A 16,940-nucleotide genomic window follows, 5' to 3' on the forward strand; every position below is an offset into this window, starting at 1 on the left:
ATTTTTTACATCCCTCTAAAAATTGGATACGAATTTTTCTAGGCTCAACTTTGCCTCACTATTACGCAAAAATCTTTATGAAGAAAGTATTCTTGATGCTGACTGCATTCCTAGTGGTAAGCAGTTCTTGGGCTCAGGTTGACAGTTTATCTCAAAACCTGGAAGAAATCGTCATCCAAGAAAACCGACTGCTGATTCCTTTTTCAAAGCAGAGTAGGAATATCTCAATCGTTACCAAACCCCAATTGGAAACTAGTCCTGCGCGAAGTTTACAGGAGGTATTGGCTTTCGTTCCCGGTGTTGACGTTAGACAACGAGGAGTGACGGGAGTTCAAGCGGATATTGGAATTCGAGGGGGATCTTTTAACCAAACCTTGATGCTTTTGAACGGGATCAAACTCACCGATCCCCAAACAGGTCATCATATGATGAATATTCCTGTGCCTATTTTAAACATTGACCGGATAGAGGTTTTAAAAGGAGCCGGAGCAAGAATATTCGGACAAAATGCATACACTGGTGCTGTCAATGTCATTACGCGACTTCAGGACCAACGATCACTACAGTTGCAAGCCTATGCAGGAGATTTTGGGATGCACGGATTAAGTTTTACAGGCTCCCTTCCCATGGGGTCATTTAAACAAAACTTGAGCTTTTCCCAAGACAAATCAAATGGACATTGGTACAATTCAGACTATCAGGTTAGCAATATTTTCTACGAAGGTGGAGTTGACCTGAACGAAACCCACAGCCTCCGAGGAATGATTGCTTACACTGACCGCCAATTCGGAGCCAATGGGTTTTACACGAGCGCTTTTCCTGATCAGTGGGAAAGTATTCAGACCACATTGGGAGCAATTAGTCACACGTATTCCAAACAGAATTTCTTCTTAAATACCCGAGGCTATTGGAGAAAAAATGAAGATGAATACCGCCTTCGGAGAAATGAACCTGAGTTTTACCAAAACTTCCATACCTCCAACACCTATGCCTTAGAGTTAAACGGAAGTCTGGAAAGTACTTGGGGAAAAACCGGTTTTGGAATGGAGCTGCGAGAAGAAAATCTGGACAGCAATAATTTAGGACAGCGAAACAGAACCCTTGGAGGGGTGTTTTTAGAACAGTTTACCACCTTGGGTGAGCGGCTGGACTTCCGGGCTGGGGTATATAGTAATTATTTTGACGATTGGGGATGGAAACATTTCCCGGGTATGGAAGCCGGATTTCAGGCAACTGAAGCGCTTAGGCTTTATTCAAATCTGGGGAAAAGTTTCAGAATCCCAACGTATACTGACCTGTACTATGTCGGACCAACCAATATTGGAAATGCTGATCTATTACCCGAAGAAGCACAAAATTTTGAGATTGGTGCCAAATGGATACAAGGAAGACTATTTGCTGAGGCGGTATATTTTATCCGCAAAACAGACAATTTAATAGAATGGGCCCGCCCGGATGCAGCTACGCCTTGGCAACCTCAAAACTTCAACAAAGTCGATTTTAGCGGAGTTGAATTGGCCCTTTCTTATCGCTGGAAGCAAGGCTCAACAGTACTTTCAATTAAAGAAGCGCTTCTTTCCTACAATTACATCCATGCAAACTTGATCGAGCAACCGGGAACCGAGACGCGCTATGCGCTTACCGCCTTGAAGAATCAAGTGATTGGCGGCTTACTTTTGGGTATTGGAAAGAAATTGGAGTGGAATACCAAAATGCGCTATATCGAACGAATGGAACAATCTCCATATTTCCTCTTGGATATGCGCATTGATTATAATCGGGCTGGGAAAATTGGAATCTTTTCCGAGGCATCTAATATCACAAATACGGATTACATCGAAGCTGGAACGGTTCAAATGCCCGGGAGATGGTTTCGAGCAGGATTTATGTTGAATCTAGAATAGTTTTTAAATACCGCCGCAGAAATAAAAAAGCCTCATAGGAATCTGAGGCTGATGTGGGAGCTGACCCCGATAGGTATCGGGGGAACCCCCGACCCTCCCGGCGGTATCTGTATTCCTGAACGAGCTGAGCTGGTTTTTTAACTTAATTATCTCTTTTTTCCTTTGCTTGCTTTTCCAAGATTTAATTTGCCGCTCCCTAGCATATGCCGCTTTTAAATCAGAATATTTTTCAAAATAAACCAACTCCCAATCTTTTGCCTTGGACGTGAAGACCCTATGATTTGAAAGATGCCAGGGTATTCTATCCTGTAAATCATCACACGAATGTCCTACATTAAATTTGTCCATTGAGGAGGAAGGGAGTATATAAAAATGACAAGTCATTAAATAAAAAAGCCTCAGATTTCTCTGAGGCTGATGTGGGAGCTGAGGGATTCGAACCCCCGACCCTCTGCTTGTAAGGCAGATGCTCTGAACCAACTGAGCTAAGCTCCCAATATGAAGGGAGGAAATTGAAGTGGGAGCTGAGGGATTCGAACCCCCGACCCTCTGCTTGTAAGGCAGATGCTCTGAACCAACTGAGCTAAGCTCCCAAATTCCTTCCCAAATGGGACTGCAAATGTAAATGCAATTTTTGAATCACCAAATAGTAAGAAAAACAAAATTTTCAACCCATTGAAAATGAGTTAAATATTTTTTCATCTTTAGATATCAAATTTGATTCCTTGCGCCAACGGCAATTCTGTAGAATAGTTAATGGTATTAGTTTGTCTACGCATGTAAGCTTTCCAGGCATCTGAACCAGACTCTCTACCTCCACCTGTTTCCTTTTCGCCTCCGAAAGCACCTCCAATTTCGGCACCGGAGGTTCCGATATTTACATTGGCAATTCCACAATCAGATCCTGCAACAGACAAGAAAGTTTCTGCTTCCCGCATATTAGTCGTCATAATGGCAGAGGAAAGTCCCTGTGGAACCCCATTGTGAAGGGCCAAAGCCTCTTCAAAAGTTTTATATTTGATCAAGTATAAAATTGGGGCAAAGGTCTCATGCTGTACAATTTCAAAATAGTTCTCAGCCTCATAGATGGCAGGTTTTACATAACATCCCGATTCATAACCAGCTCCATTTAATACACCGCCTTCTACCACTGCCTTCCCTCCTTCTTTCTTGACTTTTTCAATGGCTTGCAGATACATCTCAACCGCAGCTTGGTCAATCAACGGTCCTACGTGATTGTGTTCATCCAATGGATTCCCAATGACCAATTTACCATAAGCAGAAGCCAATCTATTTTTCACTTCTTCATAAACATTTTCATGGATAATCAGTCTTCTTGTGCTGGTACAACGCTGACCAGCTGTACCTACCGCTCCAAAAAGAGCGCCCCGAATAGCCATATCCAAATCCGCGTTTTCGGTGATGATGATGGCATTATTTCCACCCAATTCCAACAGTGCCCTTCCTAAACGCTCACCCACTGCTTTTCCAACAAGTTTACCCATTCGAGTGGATCCGGTCGCAGAAACCAAAGGGACTCTAGGATCATGAGAAAGCATTTCTCCTACCTTATAATCCCCAATGATCAGGTTAGAAATTCCTTCAGGCATTCCGTGTTTTTTGAAAATCTTGCTAACAATATGCTGACAGGCAATCCCTGAAAGCGGGGCTTTTTCAGAAGGCTTCCAAATAGTCACATCCCCACATACCCAAGCCAATGCAACATTCCAGGACCAAACTGCCACTGGGAAATTGAAGGCTGAAATAATTCCCACGATTCCAAGGGGATGCCACTGTTCATACATCCGGTGACCCGGTCGCTCAGACGGCATGGTCAATCCGTATAATTGTCGGGAAAGGCCAACGGCAAAGTCACAGATATCAATCATTTCCTGTACTTCTCCCAGCCCTTCTTGATAAGATTTCCCCATTTCAAAAGAAACCAGCTTGCCTAAATCCGCTTTGACCTCTCGCAGCGCATTCCCAATTTCACGGACAATCTCTCCCCGTTTGGGAGCAGGGACTAATCTCCATTTTTCAAAAGCCACCTGAGCCGTTGAAATAATCGATTCATAGGTATCTGAACTTGTCTCCTGAACATTCGCTATCACTGCTCCATCCACAGGAGATACCGAAGGAAAATAGTTTTTATTTGAGTCAAACCATGTCTCTCCTGTAGAAGATCCAAGGTTTTCAGATTTAACTCCTAATCGTTGTAAAGATTCAGCAATACCAAATCGATTGTCCATAATGCTAGAAATTTTGATGAATGCTCAAAGCTAAATGAATTCGAAGAAAGCTCAAGGCAATTGGAATCAATCTTTACTGATCCATTGCATGGGATTGAATTTTTGGAACTTCCGCTCAAATGATTTTCCGACAGAAAACTTATAGATAAAATTTATCCGGTAATTGCCTGTTAAGACCCCTTGATCAAAAGGTGCGTCTTCTACCAAGCCTAGGTTTTTCCAAACATAGTTGGCATTAATGGAAAATTTCCGAGAATTATAACCCGCAAAACCTCTGAGAAAAAAAGTAGGAAATACCCCCCACTTTTTTTGAGAAGAGCCATTTTCCCATTTTGAATATCCAGTACTTAAATTAACTCCCGTCACGCCTGTCAGAAAAAATCCTTTTCCAAAAACTAAGGTGCCTGCTGCACCTGCATTCGGTCCAAGTTGAAAATAATCCATTCTCTGGAAATTAATTAAGTCCAGCTGTTCACTACTTGGGATCAATAAGGAATCCCCTGACACTTTTCCACCATATACCTCGAACCCTACAAAAGGCGAAAAGGCAGACCTTTTTTGAATATGAGATTGGTTAAAAGCTGCCTGTAAAGACATTTTTTCTCCATTGAACAAGTAATTCACATTCAATCCAATTTTTCTCAACTTAATATCTTCTCGCAGGTAGTTTTGGTCTGAAAAAAGCAATTGATCCTTGGAAAGAACAAAACCATTATAAAATTGACCAAATACGTCAATAATCATTTTTCGAGGATAAATATGTGCCTGAAGATCCAGGTATTTTGGAAAATCAGGCTGCCGGTTGGGATTTAAAAAAGAAACAGGTCCGGCTATATTTAGGGTGAATTTTTGATAAGTAAATCCCAGCCCTAGGTTATTCCCAGAATTAGGACGATAAATCAAATTCCGGTCTTGGTCTGGAACATTGATATTGAGATTGGAATATTTCTTAGAAAAATAAAATCGTAAGACGAATAACTCGGGATGTACTTCCACATAATTGGAGTCGTACTCTGCTTGCTGTGCCCAAATAGGATTCAATCCAAATGAGAGAAAAGCGAGTAGAATCAATAAAAAGCGAGAGGCCACAGGCAGGAGTTTGAAATGAAAATTTCATTCAAGTTAAAAGAAAAAATCCGGATGGCTAATCCGGATTTTTATAAAATATTTCAGTTCGAAAATGAAGGAATTACCCTCGAATTTTTAAAGAATAATAGACAAAAGTTGTTTAATCACCTATTTAAAGGTACAAATCAAATTTAATTATCCAAATTAAAATTTGGATTTAATTGCCTTTTAATTCACTTGATAGTATTTCACACCTGAATATCTGACTAATTGAAATTTTTTCAAGAGTTTGAATTCGGGATTCTTTGACTTAGCTTGCAGTGATATGAATCATCATTTCCCTTTAGTTTCAATAGTCATCCCTTGCTACAACCAAGCAACTTATTTGAAAGAAACTATTCAATCAGCAATGGACTCAGATTACCCTAATATCGAACTTATTGTTGTCAATGATGGAAGTACAGATCACAGCCTACAAGTAGCTTTGAAGGCAGCTGAATCTCATCCCAATATTGATGTTTTAGATCAAGAAAATTCGGGGGTTTCCAAGGCTAGAAACAACGGAATAAGAATAGCAAGAGGGAAATATATTTTACCATTAGACGGGGATGACCTCATTTCCTCAAATTATATATCGGAAGCGGTAAAGGTTTTAGAAAATGATGAGGAAGTAAAGGTTGTTTATTGTCAGGCGAAAAAATTTAATGAAAAGGGAGAGAAATATTGGAAACTCAAACCCTTCAGTAGGTATGCCCTGGCAAGAGATAATATGATTTTTGTTTCTTCCCTTTTCAGAAAAAAAGACTGGGAAATAGTAGGAGGGTTTTCCGAGGATATGCATATGGGGAGAGAAGATTGGGAATTTTGGATTAAATTATTAAAAGATGGCGGCGAAGTAATTCAGTTGCCTTTTGTCGGTTTTTATTACAGATTAACACCCGAAAGCAAACGAAAGAAAACAGGATCCAATCAAAAAAAGCGTGAACGTATCGATTACCTAAATCGAAAACATGCTGATTTTTTTAATAGGGAATTACTGGGACCGCTTCGCTTTCAACGAACCTGGTCTCGCGCCTACAATCAACTAATGCGCTTTTTGGGAAGGATTTAAACAAAGCTTAATTTTTACCGCCATCAAATAGTATTATGTTTATACTTCGAAAATCATTTTCATGTCATTTAAATCAACCCTCAAAAATTTTTACAAAGGCCTTCGGATTTCATTAAGCGCGAATGAAAATCCTTTGTTCATGGCTTATTACCAATATTTTTACAGGCCAAAGAAAGGAAGCTTATCAGAATTTATTTCTGAATATTCTCTTTCGAAAAAGGGTGATTTTACGGTGATTCAGATAGGAGCAAATGACGGTATCACCAACGATCCCATCCATAAATTCATTAAGCGGGATCGGTGGAAAGGAGTACTTTTGGAACCCCAACCTGCAGTATTTCATCAGTATCTAAAAAAGATTTATCAAAAAAATCATGAGCTACATCCCATTTGCGCTGCAATAGGAGAAAAAGACGGGAAACAAAAACTCTTCAAAATTGGCTTTAGCGAATTGCGATGGGCAACAGGTTTAGCATCATTTTCAAAAGAAAAAGTTGAGGAACTATTCGAAATTGGAGTTGTCGAGAAAAACTGTAAGAAGTTTGGACTATCAATTCCTAGCAATAAAGAGGAACGGATCAGCCATGAATTAGTAGATGTAATCAGCCCGGACACGTTGATTAAAAGGTTCAAAATTGAACGAATTGATTTATTACAAATTGATGCGGAAGGTTATGATCTTGAAGTGATAAAAATTTTTGATATCGAGAAAACTCAGCCAAGAGCCATCATCTTCGAAAATGAAAATTTGCCAAAGGAAGAATTGGAGGAATGCTACCAACTACTGAAAAGCAATAATTATCGGCTTCAAAAATTCGGAAGAGACACTTTGGCTATGTTAAATCCTCCGAAAGAATTTGAGCGATTTTTCAAATCTGAAATTTAAATTTTATCCAACCCTTTCCAATATTTCAAAAAGTAGTATTTCAAGGGGTTTTTATACTTCAACTGTTTCCAAGGTCGGCTTCCATGAGGCCTGTGCCAAACGGGAGCATCCATCAATACAAAGTTCTCATAACCCAATTCTAGGGATTTGGAAGAAATGAAGGTATCATACCAATCTTTTGCGTCATCCAAACCAGAAAAATCATAAGACTTGAGCAAGGACTCTGAAAAAAGGGTACAACAAAAACTTAAACTTCGCTTTGTGGAAATGACGGACTCCCCTACATTTTTAAATTTGAGATAGGGAAAATTCACTTCTCCTTTTTCATCCACCGTAACTGAACCAATCAATCCAGACTTGGAATGGGATTCTTGAAATTCCAATAGACGCCTAACAGTATCCTTCTTGACAACTACATCAGATTCAACGACCAATAGAGGTAGTCCATATTCCAGTGCTTTCTTTTGGGAAATCTGCAAGACAAGCTTGTAATTGGGGGAAGGGTGGTCTGTCAAATCCTCCAAATGCACGAGCTCATATCCAATCTTCTTACGATTTCGCTCTAGTTCCTTTTTTGTTTCAACTGAAGAAAAATCATTGAAAATAATATGCTTTACCGCTACATCAGATTTGGCAATCGCCTTTGCGGTATCCAATGTGGTTTCAATGGAATTTTTGACAGGAGTAATTATAAGAACCTTTTCCATGATAAAAATTTTCTCAAAAGTAAGCCTTTCCAGAAGGGCAAAAAAATATCCTGGCCGATTGACCAGGATATCCTGTTTATTTTGATTTCAATTAAGAAAGTTCAGCCAACGCTTTTTTCAATCGCTTAAGAGCCTCTTTTAATTCTTCTTCAGAAGCTGCATAGCTTAATCGAACACAATTTGGAGCTCCAAAGGCGGATCCTGTCACCAAAGAAACATGGGCTACATCCAATAAATACAAACAAAGATCATCCGCATTATTTACGGTGTGACCGTGCGCTGATTTTCCAAAATAGGAGGTCACGTCAGGGAAGAAGTAAAATGCACCCTCAGGAATATGGGTCTTGATTCCCGGAATTTCTTGAAGCAATTCCAAAACCAATTGTCTTCGCTTAAAATAAGCATCAGCCATCTCCTTGGAAGGCGTTTGATCACCGGCAATCGCTGCCAATGCTGCCCGCTGTGCGATTCCTGTGCCGCCAGAGGTAAACTGTCCTTGGATTTTCTCAACAGCCTTCGCGATTTCTAACGGAGCACAGATATATCCTACACGCCAACCGGTCATGGCATATCCTTTTGAAAAACCATTCACTGTAATCGTACGCTCAAACATTCCAGGAAGTGAAGCAATGCTAAAATTCTTTCCGGTGAAATTGATCAGTTCATAAATCTCATCAGCAATAACCATGATTCCCTCATGAGACTTCACCACATCTGCAATGGCTTTCAATTCCTCCTCGCTAAAAACAGAACCCGTAGGATTACATGGAGAAGAGAAAATTACAGCTTTAGTCTTATCTGTGATAGCTTCCTCTAATTGAGCGGCAGTCGCCTTGAAGTTATTTTCCAAGGTTCCCTCAATCAATATTGGAACACCCCCAGCTAATTTGATTATCTCTGCATAACTCACCCAATACGGAGAAAAAATCACCACCTCATCTCCTTCATTCAGGAGACACATGAATGTATTAGCAATGGAATGCTTCGCGCCTGTGGAAACAACGATGTTTTCTGCCTTTGCCTGAAGAATATTATTTTCTTCTCTAAGTTTCTTTGCAATGGCTTCTCTCAGATCCTGATAACCAGCTACTGGAGGATAGGAAAAGTATTTTCCCTCATCAATTGCAGCTTTGGCAGCTTCCTGAATGTGTTTAGGAGTTTTAAAATCTGGCTCACCAAGACTCAGTCCGATGATGTCGATTCCCTGAGATTTCAGCTCCCTAGCTTTTTTTGCCATGGCGAGGGTGGCTGATTCCTCCATATTCAAGATGCGATCCGATAGAATAGAATTCATTTTTTGATTGATTTTTTTACAAATTCCTCAAAAATAGGCAGAAGATTATTAATTCTAAACAATCTGAGAGAATTGATCTTGAAATGTTATTTTTGAGTAAAATACGGACCAAAAAATCCCGTTTTTAGATTATGCAGCGAATTTCCTTTTTGTTCCTCCTACTTATTTTCTGCTTTTCAAAAAGTTGGGCTCAAACCAAAGGAGAAAAACAATCAGATCCTGACAGCACAGGGGTGGTTAATTCCTCCGTACTCCCTACAACCATGCCTTTGTTGCTTTTTGATGATCGAGACGAGAAGGAGGAGAAAAAAGAAAAGAAAAAAAAGGAACGCAAGAATATCTATTTCGGCATTAAGACCAAGCGTGCCTATCTCCGCCAAAATAATCGCGGGCAGGAAATTGTCGAATTATTCAATTACACAGATGCCTCCCGTCAACCTGATCCTTATATCCGAGATGTATATTGGTATGACCCAGGGGAAAAAACCATTAAAAATGAAAATTACCAAGCTGGTCAGGGATATCTTTTACATGGACCATACGAACGGAGAATCAATGAAGTAGTGGTAGAAAGCGGAATGTACTACTATGGAATGAAGCATGACACCTGGATGCTATTTGATGCACGAAATGTGCTGCAGGACAAAAATCATTACAAAGAAGGATGGCCTCGCGAATCCCGAATCAGCTATTACAACAGGACGTCCAAAACCATCGAAAAAATCACTCCGATCCAATATGGACTTGAAGAAGGGTACTTTTTCTATTTTTATGAAGACCGGCAAGTCGCAGTAACCGGAGAATATCGCTTCGGTCAAAAGGTCGGACTTTGGACCGAGTACTGGGACACCAATAACACGCGAGCCATTCGAAAAAGGGAAATCCAATATCAAGAAGAACCCTACATGGATGAATTCAAACCTTACATCCGAGCAGAATGGGACCAAGAAGGTAATTTAGTCTATCGATCAGATCGAGCCAATTAAAAATCCCTGAATTTAAACTGTTGCCCTCCCACGGATGCCTCATACATTAATCCACCCTTTGTTCGGGTAAAGACCATCACCCCATCCACATATTTTGCATCAGCAGAAGCTCCTGCGGCGGCGGCAACTGCTGAAACTTGGGCGGCCATTTCAATTTTCCCATTTTTAAAACGCTCCCAAGCCTCTTTATCTTCAAAAAAAACAATCTCACTGTATGCCTGTCCTCCAGCCTGAAAACCAATCGTAACCTGTGTCATGCGTGCATATCCAATGTGTTTTCCATGCTCATAAGCTACTCCATTTCCAGCAGCCCCTCCCACTCCCAAGCCACCTTTTCCCACATTAGGAAGGATAATATAGCCATAGGAAGAATTGAAAAGCTCTGACATACCAGGATCATCTTCTAGAAATTCGGATTTTGCTTCCATTGCATCTTCAAAAATCTGCTTGTCCTTTTTATCTGTTTGGGAAAAGACAAATCCTGTTAATAACAGGAATACCAAGGTGATTGCTAGCTTTTTCATAATGAATAAAGTTAATAAAATGCATCTTCAAAATGCCGAAAATTGATGACTCCTACTTTGTTTTTATAAACGCCAACAATATCAAATCTAATATCTTGATGCCAGTCAATTTGATGAATATAGGCATCAGCAGCCTTTACAATTAGCTTCTTTTTGACATGATCTACAAACTCTTCTGCAAAACCAAAACCTGTACCTGAACGAAACTTCACCTCCACAAAAATCAATAAACCTTTATGCTTCATTATCAGATCAATTTCTGCATGTTTATAGCGATAATTCTTTTCTAAAAATTCATACCCTTTCGATTCCAACCATTGACGGGCTAAATCTTCAGCATGCTTTCCCGATTCAAGATGTTCAGCCATTCAGGAATTGTTTAATTTTGAAAAATCCGAACGAAAGGCTTTTTGCTTTAGTTAAAAGTTGCAACTCGGCCTATTTCAATTATGAATGAAGTTATCAACAAAAAAGTAAAATTCACAGACTTAGGTCGCATGGATTATCAGCAGGCCTGGGATTATCAGGAAGAGCTGTTTGGAGCTATTGTCTCGACTAAAATCAGTAACCGAAAAAAACCGCTTGCGGAACAAGTTGCTACAGAAAACCACTTGCTATTCGTTGAACATCCCCATGTGTATACTTTGGGAAAAAGCGGAAAACCGGAAAACTTACTTCTGGATGAAAAAGGGCTTGAAAACCATCATGCAAGCTTTTACAAAATCAACCGGGGTGGAGACATCACCTACCATGGACCGGGCCAACTTGTCGGGTACCCAATCCTTGATTTGGAAAATTTCTTTACTGATATCCATCGCTATTTGAGATTCTTGGAGGAGGCAATTATCCGAACCTTAGCTGAATATGATATTGAAGCTGGTCGGATTGATGGATTGACTGGAGTATGGCTTGATCCGGTGAAGCAAGAAAATCCTCGGAAAATCTGTGCCATGGGCGTCAAATCCAGTCGTTGGGTCACCATGCATGGATTTGCTTTTAATCTCAATGCAAACTTGGATTATTTCGGACATATTATCCCATGTGGAATCGATGATAAAGCAGTTACCTCACTTCACTTAGAATTAGGAAAACCCGTCGATGAAAATGAAGTAAAAGCAAAAGTCAAAAAGCATTTAGTGGATTTATTTGAAATGGAACTGTACTAATCATCCAGTATCCTCATCAGCTCGAACATGAAAAAAGATATTGATTTTTCACCCGTAACCGGAGTGAAGCTTGCCATTGCAAAAGAAGAGACCGAATCCGGAACAGAATGGGGTGTATATATTATCAACTTGAATTTGATCGAACTCAATACGGTCATGATTACCTCCAAAGGATATGGAGAACTAGAAGGGGAGCTACGAAAAACCTCCATTCTTCGACATTTGATCAAAGAGCTCGGGCCACAATGTGTCGCCAAAGTGGAACCCATAGATCCAGCAGTCTTTGCCTTAACCAATGAGTTTTGGGTGAGTTACTATATCCTTGATCAGATTTTTGACAAAAAGTTTATCTTTACTCCTGGCAGTTTTGACCCCTCACTGCAGCAAATGATCCCTGAATTAGGTTTAGTAGGGGTTTTACATAGTTAATTAACCATGGCCGATTTTTTTAATCAACTGGGCGATATTTTGTTTTTAGACATAGAAACCGCCTCCCTCACAGAGCGTTTTGAAGATTTAGATGAGCGCCTTCGGGAGGAATGGGTCAAAAAAGAAAAGTACCTAAAGAAAGATCCTAACGGAATTATTGAACCAGGTGCTCTCTATTTTGAAAGGGCAGGAATCCATGCAGAATTTGGACAAATTATCTGCGTTGGAGTGGGATATTTTCAATGGAAAAAGAAAGAAAAAAAGCTGATTTTCCGTTCCAAAGTTTTTCAAAATGAAAATGAACGGGAGTTATTGATTTCTTTTTCAGAATTGCTCCAAAAGAAAAAATGGGTGCTATGTGCCCATAATGGAAAAGAGTTTGACTTCCCCTACCTCTGCCGAAGAATGCTCATCCAGGGAGTTCCCCTACCCGAACCCCTACAACTGGCAGGGAAAAAACCTTGGGAAATCCGACACCTAGATACTATGGAATTGTGGAAGTTCGGAGATTATAAATATTACACCCGGCTTGAATTATTGGCTTCTGTTTTTGGTATTCCTACTTCGAAAGACGACCTTGATGGAAGTCAGGTTAATTCCACCTTTCACCTGGAAAAAGACATGGATCGAATCCAGAAATATTGCCTTCAAGATGTAGAGGTAACCGCTCGCGTTTACCTAGCAATGAATCCGGGAATCGATGAAATGGATATCGAAGTCATACATCTTGACAGCCTAAAAAAAGAACACAACTAAGCTCCGAATTTATTTTTGGACTTATCAAAACAACCAATTACCCAGTATGGGAAGAAAATCAAATAGAAGGAACCCAAAAAATTCGGGTTCAAATTCACCCAAAGCTTCACAGCTTGCCCGACAGATTAAATCATTTTTAGACAATCATTATGGGGAAGAATTTTCTGCAAAGCAGATAATCAAAAAACTTGAAATCCGGGATGCCTTATCCAAAGGAGCTGTTGAACCTATTTTATTCAAACTCGTGGATAACGGCAGCATAGCCAAAAGCCCACGAAACTACTTTTCATCCAAAAAAGATCCAGAATTCATTACCGGTAAAGTCGATTATGTCAACCCCCGTTTTGCCTTCATCATCCCGGATGATCCTGAGGCCACAGATGGAGACATCCTCGTAAAGGAAGCAGACCTGAAGCAAGCCTTGGACGATGACCGGGTCCGAGTCATGGTTTACCCAACCAAAGGACGAGGGGGAAGAAGCGAAGGTCGAGTGTTGGAAATTTTGGAAAGAGCTCGAGATGAGTTTGTGGGAAGAGTAGAGATTTCCCCACGCTTTGCATTTGTGGTTCCAGATTTCAAAAAAATGCACAAAGATATTTTCGTGCATCGTGGAGATTTAAAAGGAGCACAACACAATGAGAAAGTTGTGGTCAAATTGACCGAATGGCGGGAAGGGGATAAAAATCCAACTGGAAAAGTCACTCGAGTCCTTGGAAAAGCCGGAGTTCACGAAGTGGAAATCCACTCCATCATGGCTGAATTCGGACTTCCATTCGAGTATCCGAAAGAGGCAGAAGCAGAAGCGAATGCCATTCCAGACACCATTAGCCCAAAGGAAATTAAAGCCCGAAAAGACTTCCGGAATATCACCACATTCACCATAGACCCAGCGGATGCCAAGGACTTTGATGATGCGATTTCTTACCGGAAACTCGAAAATGGAAATCTGGAAATTGGCGTTCACATTGCCGATGTCACCCATTATGTACAGCCCAAAACAGCTTTGGAAAGAGAAGCATTTGACAGGGCAACCTCTGTCTACTTGGTAGACCGAACAATCCCTATGCTTCCAGAGCACTTAAGCAACGGGCTCTGCTCGCTTCGTCCGAATGAAGATAAACTAACATTTTCCTGTGTTTTTGAAATGGATGAGGATGCCAAAGTCCTTAATCATTGGATTGGAAGAACAATCATTCATTCGGATAGACGCTTCGTCTATGAGGATGCCCAACAAAACATAGATCAGCAATCGGGAGACTTTTTCGCGGAGCTAACGCACCTCAATGAATTGGCAAAAAAAATCCGGAAGCGAAGGTTCCAGCATGGAGCAGTCAATTTTGAAACCGTTGAAGTCAAATTCAAACTGGATGATAATGGAACGCCGCTTGGACTGATGGTCAAAGAGCGAAAAGACATTCATAAGCTGATCGAAGAGTTCATGCTATTAGCCAATAAACATGTGGCTGAATTTATTTTCAAGAAGCATAATGGGATGGATACATTTGTATACCGAACTCATGATTCCCCAGATATGGACCGATTGGAAATTTTCTCTGGATTCGCCAAGCGTTTTGGACATCAGCTGAAATTAGACAGTGAACGCCAAGTTGCCTCTTCGCTCAACAAGCTCATGGATGAGATTCAGGGAAAACCCGAGCAAAACGTTTTGGAGCAATTGGCCATCCGATCTATGGCAAAGGCTAAGTATACAACTGAACCCAAAGGTCATTTTGGGTTGGCATTCCCTCACTATACCCATTTCACCTCACCGATTCGACGCTATCCCGACATGATGGTGCATCGCTTATTGCAGCATTATTTGGACGGTGGAAAATCTCCTGAGGCAGAGCCATGGGAAAAGAAATGCGTCCATTCTTCCGATCGTGAAAAACGCGCAGCGGATGCAGAACGCGCTTCCATCAAATACAAACAGGTAGAATACATGTCTCTAGCGGAAGAAAAAGACTATGAGGGTATTGTATCTGGCGTGACGGAATGGGGCGTATTTGTAGAAATAACCGAAACCAAATGTGAGGGAATGGTACGGGTAGCCGATATGACCGACGATTATTATGAGTTTGACGAGCGAAACATGCGGCTTGTCGGATCCAGATCAAAAAAAATGATCACCTTGGGAGACAAAGTTTGGGTTCGTGTAGTTAATACCGATATTGACCGAAGAACCATCGACCTCGAATTTGCAGAAAATGACGAAAAACCAACTCGCTCCAGCGCTATTAGATAAATTAGAAAGCTTCCTGAGCAATTATTCATTTGGAGAAGAACCAAATGAACTTTACGAACCGATTCGCTACATTTTAAAATTGGGAGGTAAGCGAATAAGACCCTTATTAAGTTTACTTTCCTATGGCCTTTTTCAGGATGATCCTGAAAAAATCCTTAGCCAAGCTGCAGCAGTAGAGGTATTTCACAACTTCACTTTGATGCATGATGACATCATGGATCAGGCTCCCTTGCGAAGAGGAAAAGAAACCGTCCATGAAAAATGGAATCCAAATGTTGCGATTCTTTCAGGGGATGTCATGCTGGTTAAGGCCTATGAATTGCTCCTTCCTACCCCATCGAATCTATTGACAAGCGTCATCCAAGCCTTCAATCAGACGGCTGCAGAAGTATGCGAAGGGCAACAACTCGATATGAATTTTGAAGTCAGAGCGGATGTCACAGAGGACGAATACCTCAATATGATCCGACTTAAGACAGCAGTCTTGTTGGGATTTGCTCTGAAACTAGGAGCCATGCTTGGCCAAGCTTCCGAAGAGGACCAAAAACACTTGTATAATTTTGGAGTCAGTATTGGAATTGGATTTCAATTAAAAGACGATTTGCTTGACGTCTTTGCAGATCAGTCCAAATTTGGAAAACAAGTGGGCGGAGACATTATTTCCAACAAAAAGACCTTCTTATTAATCAAAGCGCTGGAATTAGCAAGAAATGAAGATGCTGAAACGCTAAATCATTGGCTAAAAGTGGAGGAGTTTGATCCGAAAGAAAAAGTGAAAGAGGTCAAAACCCTTTATGAAAAAATTGGTGTACGAAAACTAGCTGAAGAAAAGATGAATGAGTTTTTTGATGCTGGTTTTTCCCAACTGGAAAAAATCCAAAAAGTAAATGAGTCCTATTACCAAGGCTTGTATGACATTGCACAAGCCCTCGTGCACCGAGAAAAATAACCCATGAATCTTTCTATTACGGTCATTTTGATCCTGGTAACTGTGATCAGCAGTTTCTTAGGATTTAATAATCATACCTTGACGGAACGCTGGATGTTTACTCCCTATTTAATAAAAAGGAGGAAGCAATGGGACCGATTCATTCTCTCGGGTTTCATCCATAAAGATTACATTCATCTCTTGTTCAACATGTTTACCTTTTATTTTTTCGGAAGGGTAGTCGAGCAATTCTTGATGTATAAGTTCGGGGCCTCCCTTGGAGGATTTGTTTTTGTATTCTTTTATATAATTGGAATCGTGATTGCGGATATTCCAACCTATCACAAGCATCAAGACAATTCCTATTACAGAGCCCTGGGAGCTTCGGGGGGAACGGCCGCTACCGTTTTTGCAAGTATCATCATTCTACCACTTGCAGATATTTGTCTTTTTGGAATTGTTTGCCTGCCTGGATTTATTCTTGGAGCCCTATTTCTTATTTATTCATACACTAAAGGAAAGCAGGATAGCGACGGGATCAATCATGACGCTCATCTTTTTGGAGCCTTATTTGGTATCGTTTTCATATTGCTAGTTTCCCCATCCAGTGCGCTCGATTTTATTGAGCAAATCAAAAGTTTTAGAATTTTCTAAAAAATAAAGCCTCCCGGAAATTCCGGGAGGCCT

At 40.5% G+C, this 16,940-nt stretch carries 17 protein-coding genes and 2 tRNA genes; 10 read left to right on the forward strand and 9 right to left on the reverse strand.

Annotated elements, in window-relative coordinates; translation table 11 throughout:
- Nucleotides 1-77 precede the first annotated feature (77 nt).
- Nucleotides 78-1,904: a TonB-dependent siderophore receptor gene (locus HWE15_RS14610; protein WP_290508290.1), complete on the forward strand. Its 1,827-nt coding sequence runs from the start codon at nt 78-80 to the stop codon at nt 1,902-1,904.
- 3 nt (nt 1,905-1,907) lie between these two features.
- Here HWE15_RS14610 and HWE15_RS16070 read toward each other — a convergent pair whose 3' ends face one another.
- The 5 genes from HWE15_RS16070 to HWE15_RS14630 form a co-directional block, all read right to left on the reverse strand.
- A complete protein-coding gene (locus HWE15_RS16070; RefSeq protein WP_367204032.1) occupies nt 1,908-2,288 on the reverse strand; it encodes a GIY-YIG nuclease family protein in 381 nt (126 codons plus the stop codon).
- A gap of 36 nt (nt 2,289-2,324) precedes the next feature.
- Nucleotides 2,325-2,399, reverse strand: a tRNA-Val gene (locus tag HWE15_RS14615).
- Between the two features lie 23 nt (nt 2,400-2,422).
- Nucleotides 2,423-2,497: transfer RNA gene (locus HWE15_RS14620), tRNA-Val, on the reverse strand.
- Between the two features lie 111 nt (nt 2,498-2,608).
- Nucleotides 2,609-4,153 carry an aldehyde dehydrogenase family protein gene (locus tag HWE15_RS14625; protein WP_290508291.1) on the reverse strand — a complete coding sequence of 515 codons (1,545 nt, stop codon included), beginning with the start codon at nt 4,151-4,153 and terminating at the stop codon, nt 2,609-2,611.
- Nucleotides 4,154-4,219: 66 nt separating this feature from the next.
- Entirely contained in the window at nt 4,220-5,242 is a 1,023-nt protein-coding gene (locus HWE15_RS14630) for a DUF4421 domain-containing protein (RefSeq protein ID WP_290508292.1), read from the reverse strand.
- 304 nt (nt 5,243-5,546) lie between these two features.
- On the opposite strand from HWE15_RS14630, the gene HWE15_RS14635 reads away from it, so the two are divergent.
- Both HWE15_RS14635 and HWE15_RS14640 read left to right on the forward strand, forming a co-directional pair.
- Nucleotides 5,547-6,332, forward strand: a complete 786-nt coding sequence (locus HWE15_RS14635) for a glycosyltransferase family A protein (RefSeq protein WP_290508293.1) — start codon at nt 5,547-5,549, stop codon at nt 6,330-6,332.
- A 61-nt stretch (nt 6,333-6,393) separates the two neighbouring features.
- Nucleotides 6,394-7,218 (forward strand): FkbM family methyltransferase, encoded by an 825-nt coding sequence (locus HWE15_RS14640; protein WP_290508294.1) that lies wholly within the window; start codon nt 6,394-6,396, stop codon nt 7,216-7,218.
- On the opposite strand, the gene HWE15_RS14645 is transcribed toward HWE15_RS14640, so the two are convergent.
- Together HWE15_RS14645 and HWE15_RS14650 are read right to left on the reverse strand one after the other, a co-directional pair.
- Nucleotides 7,215-7,925 (reverse strand): glycosyltransferase family A protein, encoded by a 711-nt coding sequence (locus HWE15_RS14645; RefSeq protein WP_290508295.1) that lies wholly within the window; start codon nt 7,923-7,925, stop codon nt 7,215-7,217. The two genes, HWE15_RS14640 and HWE15_RS14645, sit on opposite strands and share 4 nt — an antisense overlap.
- 91 nt (nt 7,926-8,016) lie before the next feature.
- On the reverse strand, nt 8,017-9,219 hold the full coding sequence (locus tag HWE15_RS14650; RefSeq protein WP_290508296.1) for a pyridoxal phosphate-dependent aminotransferase: 1,203 nt from the start codon (nt 9,217-9,219) through the stop codon (nt 8,017-8,019).
- A 131-nt stretch (nt 9,220-9,350) separates the two neighbouring features.
- Here HWE15_RS14650 and HWE15_RS14655 point away from each other — a divergent pair, with 131 nt between their 5' ends.
- Complete coding sequence (locus HWE15_RS14655) at nt 9,351-10,205, forward strand: hypothetical protein (RefSeq protein ID WP_290508297.1); 855 nt, start codon at nt 9,351-9,353, stop codon at nt 10,203-10,205.
- Here HWE15_RS14655 and HWE15_RS14660 read toward each other — a convergent pair.
- Nucleotides 10,202-10,729: a YSC84-related protein gene (locus HWE15_RS14660; RefSeq protein ID WP_290508298.1), complete on the reverse strand. Its 528-nt coding sequence runs from the start codon at nt 10,727-10,729 to the stop codon at nt 10,202-10,204. The genes HWE15_RS14655 and HWE15_RS14660 overlap by 4 nt on opposite strands.
- 11 nt (nt 10,730-10,740) lie before the next feature.
- Nucleotides 10,741-11,097, reverse strand: coding sequence for a YraN family protein (locus HWE15_RS14665; RefSeq protein ID WP_290508299.1), 357 nt, complete (start codon nt 11,095-11,097; stop codon nt 10,741-10,743).
- An 81-nt stretch (nt 11,098-11,178) separates the two neighbouring features.
- Here HWE15_RS14665 and lipB point away from each other — a divergent pair, with 81 nt between their 5' ends.
- From lipB to HWE15_RS14695, 6 genes are read left to right on the forward strand one after another with little or no spacing between them, the layout of a single operon-like run.
- Entirely contained in the window at nt 11,179-11,895 is a 717-nt protein-coding gene (gene lipB / locus HWE15_RS14670) for a lipoyl(octanoyl) transferase LipB (RefSeq protein ID WP_290508300.1), read from the forward strand.
- A 27-nt stretch (nt 11,896-11,922) separates the two neighbouring features.
- On the forward strand, nt 11,923-12,324 hold the full coding sequence (locus HWE15_RS14675) for a hypothetical protein (protein ID WP_290508301.1): 402 nt from the start codon (nt 11,923-11,925) through the stop codon (nt 12,322-12,324).
- A gap of 6 nt (nt 12,325-12,330) precedes the next feature.
- Nucleotides 12,331-13,080 carry a 3'-5' exonuclease gene (locus HWE15_RS14680; protein WP_290508302.1) on the forward strand — a complete coding sequence of 250 codons (750 nt, stop codon included), beginning with the start codon at nt 12,331-12,333 and terminating at the stop codon, nt 13,078-13,080.
- Between the two features lie 46 nt (nt 13,081-13,126).
- Nucleotides 13,127-15,325, forward strand: a complete 2,199-nt coding sequence (gene rnr, locus HWE15_RS14685) for a ribonuclease R (protein WP_290508303.1) — start codon at nt 13,127-13,129, stop codon at nt 15,323-15,325.
- A complete protein-coding gene (locus HWE15_RS14690; protein ID WP_290508304.1) occupies nt 15,288-16,274 on the forward strand; it encodes a polyprenyl synthetase family protein in 987 nt (328 codons plus the stop codon). Before rnr ends, HWE15_RS14690 begins: the two co-directional genes overlap by 38 nt.
- A gap of 3 nt (nt 16,275-16,277) precedes the next feature.
- Nucleotides 16,278-16,907 (forward strand): rhomboid family intramembrane serine protease, encoded by a 630-nt coding sequence (locus HWE15_RS14695; RefSeq protein ID WP_290508305.1) that lies wholly within the window; start codon nt 16,278-16,280, stop codon nt 16,905-16,907.
- The last annotated feature ends 33 nt before the right edge of the window (nt 16,908-16,940 follow it).

This window comes from Algoriphagus sp., from assembly GCF_013373065.1.
Lineage (GTDB): Bacteria > Bacteroidota > Bacteroidia > Cytophagales > Cyclobacteriaceae > Algoriphagus.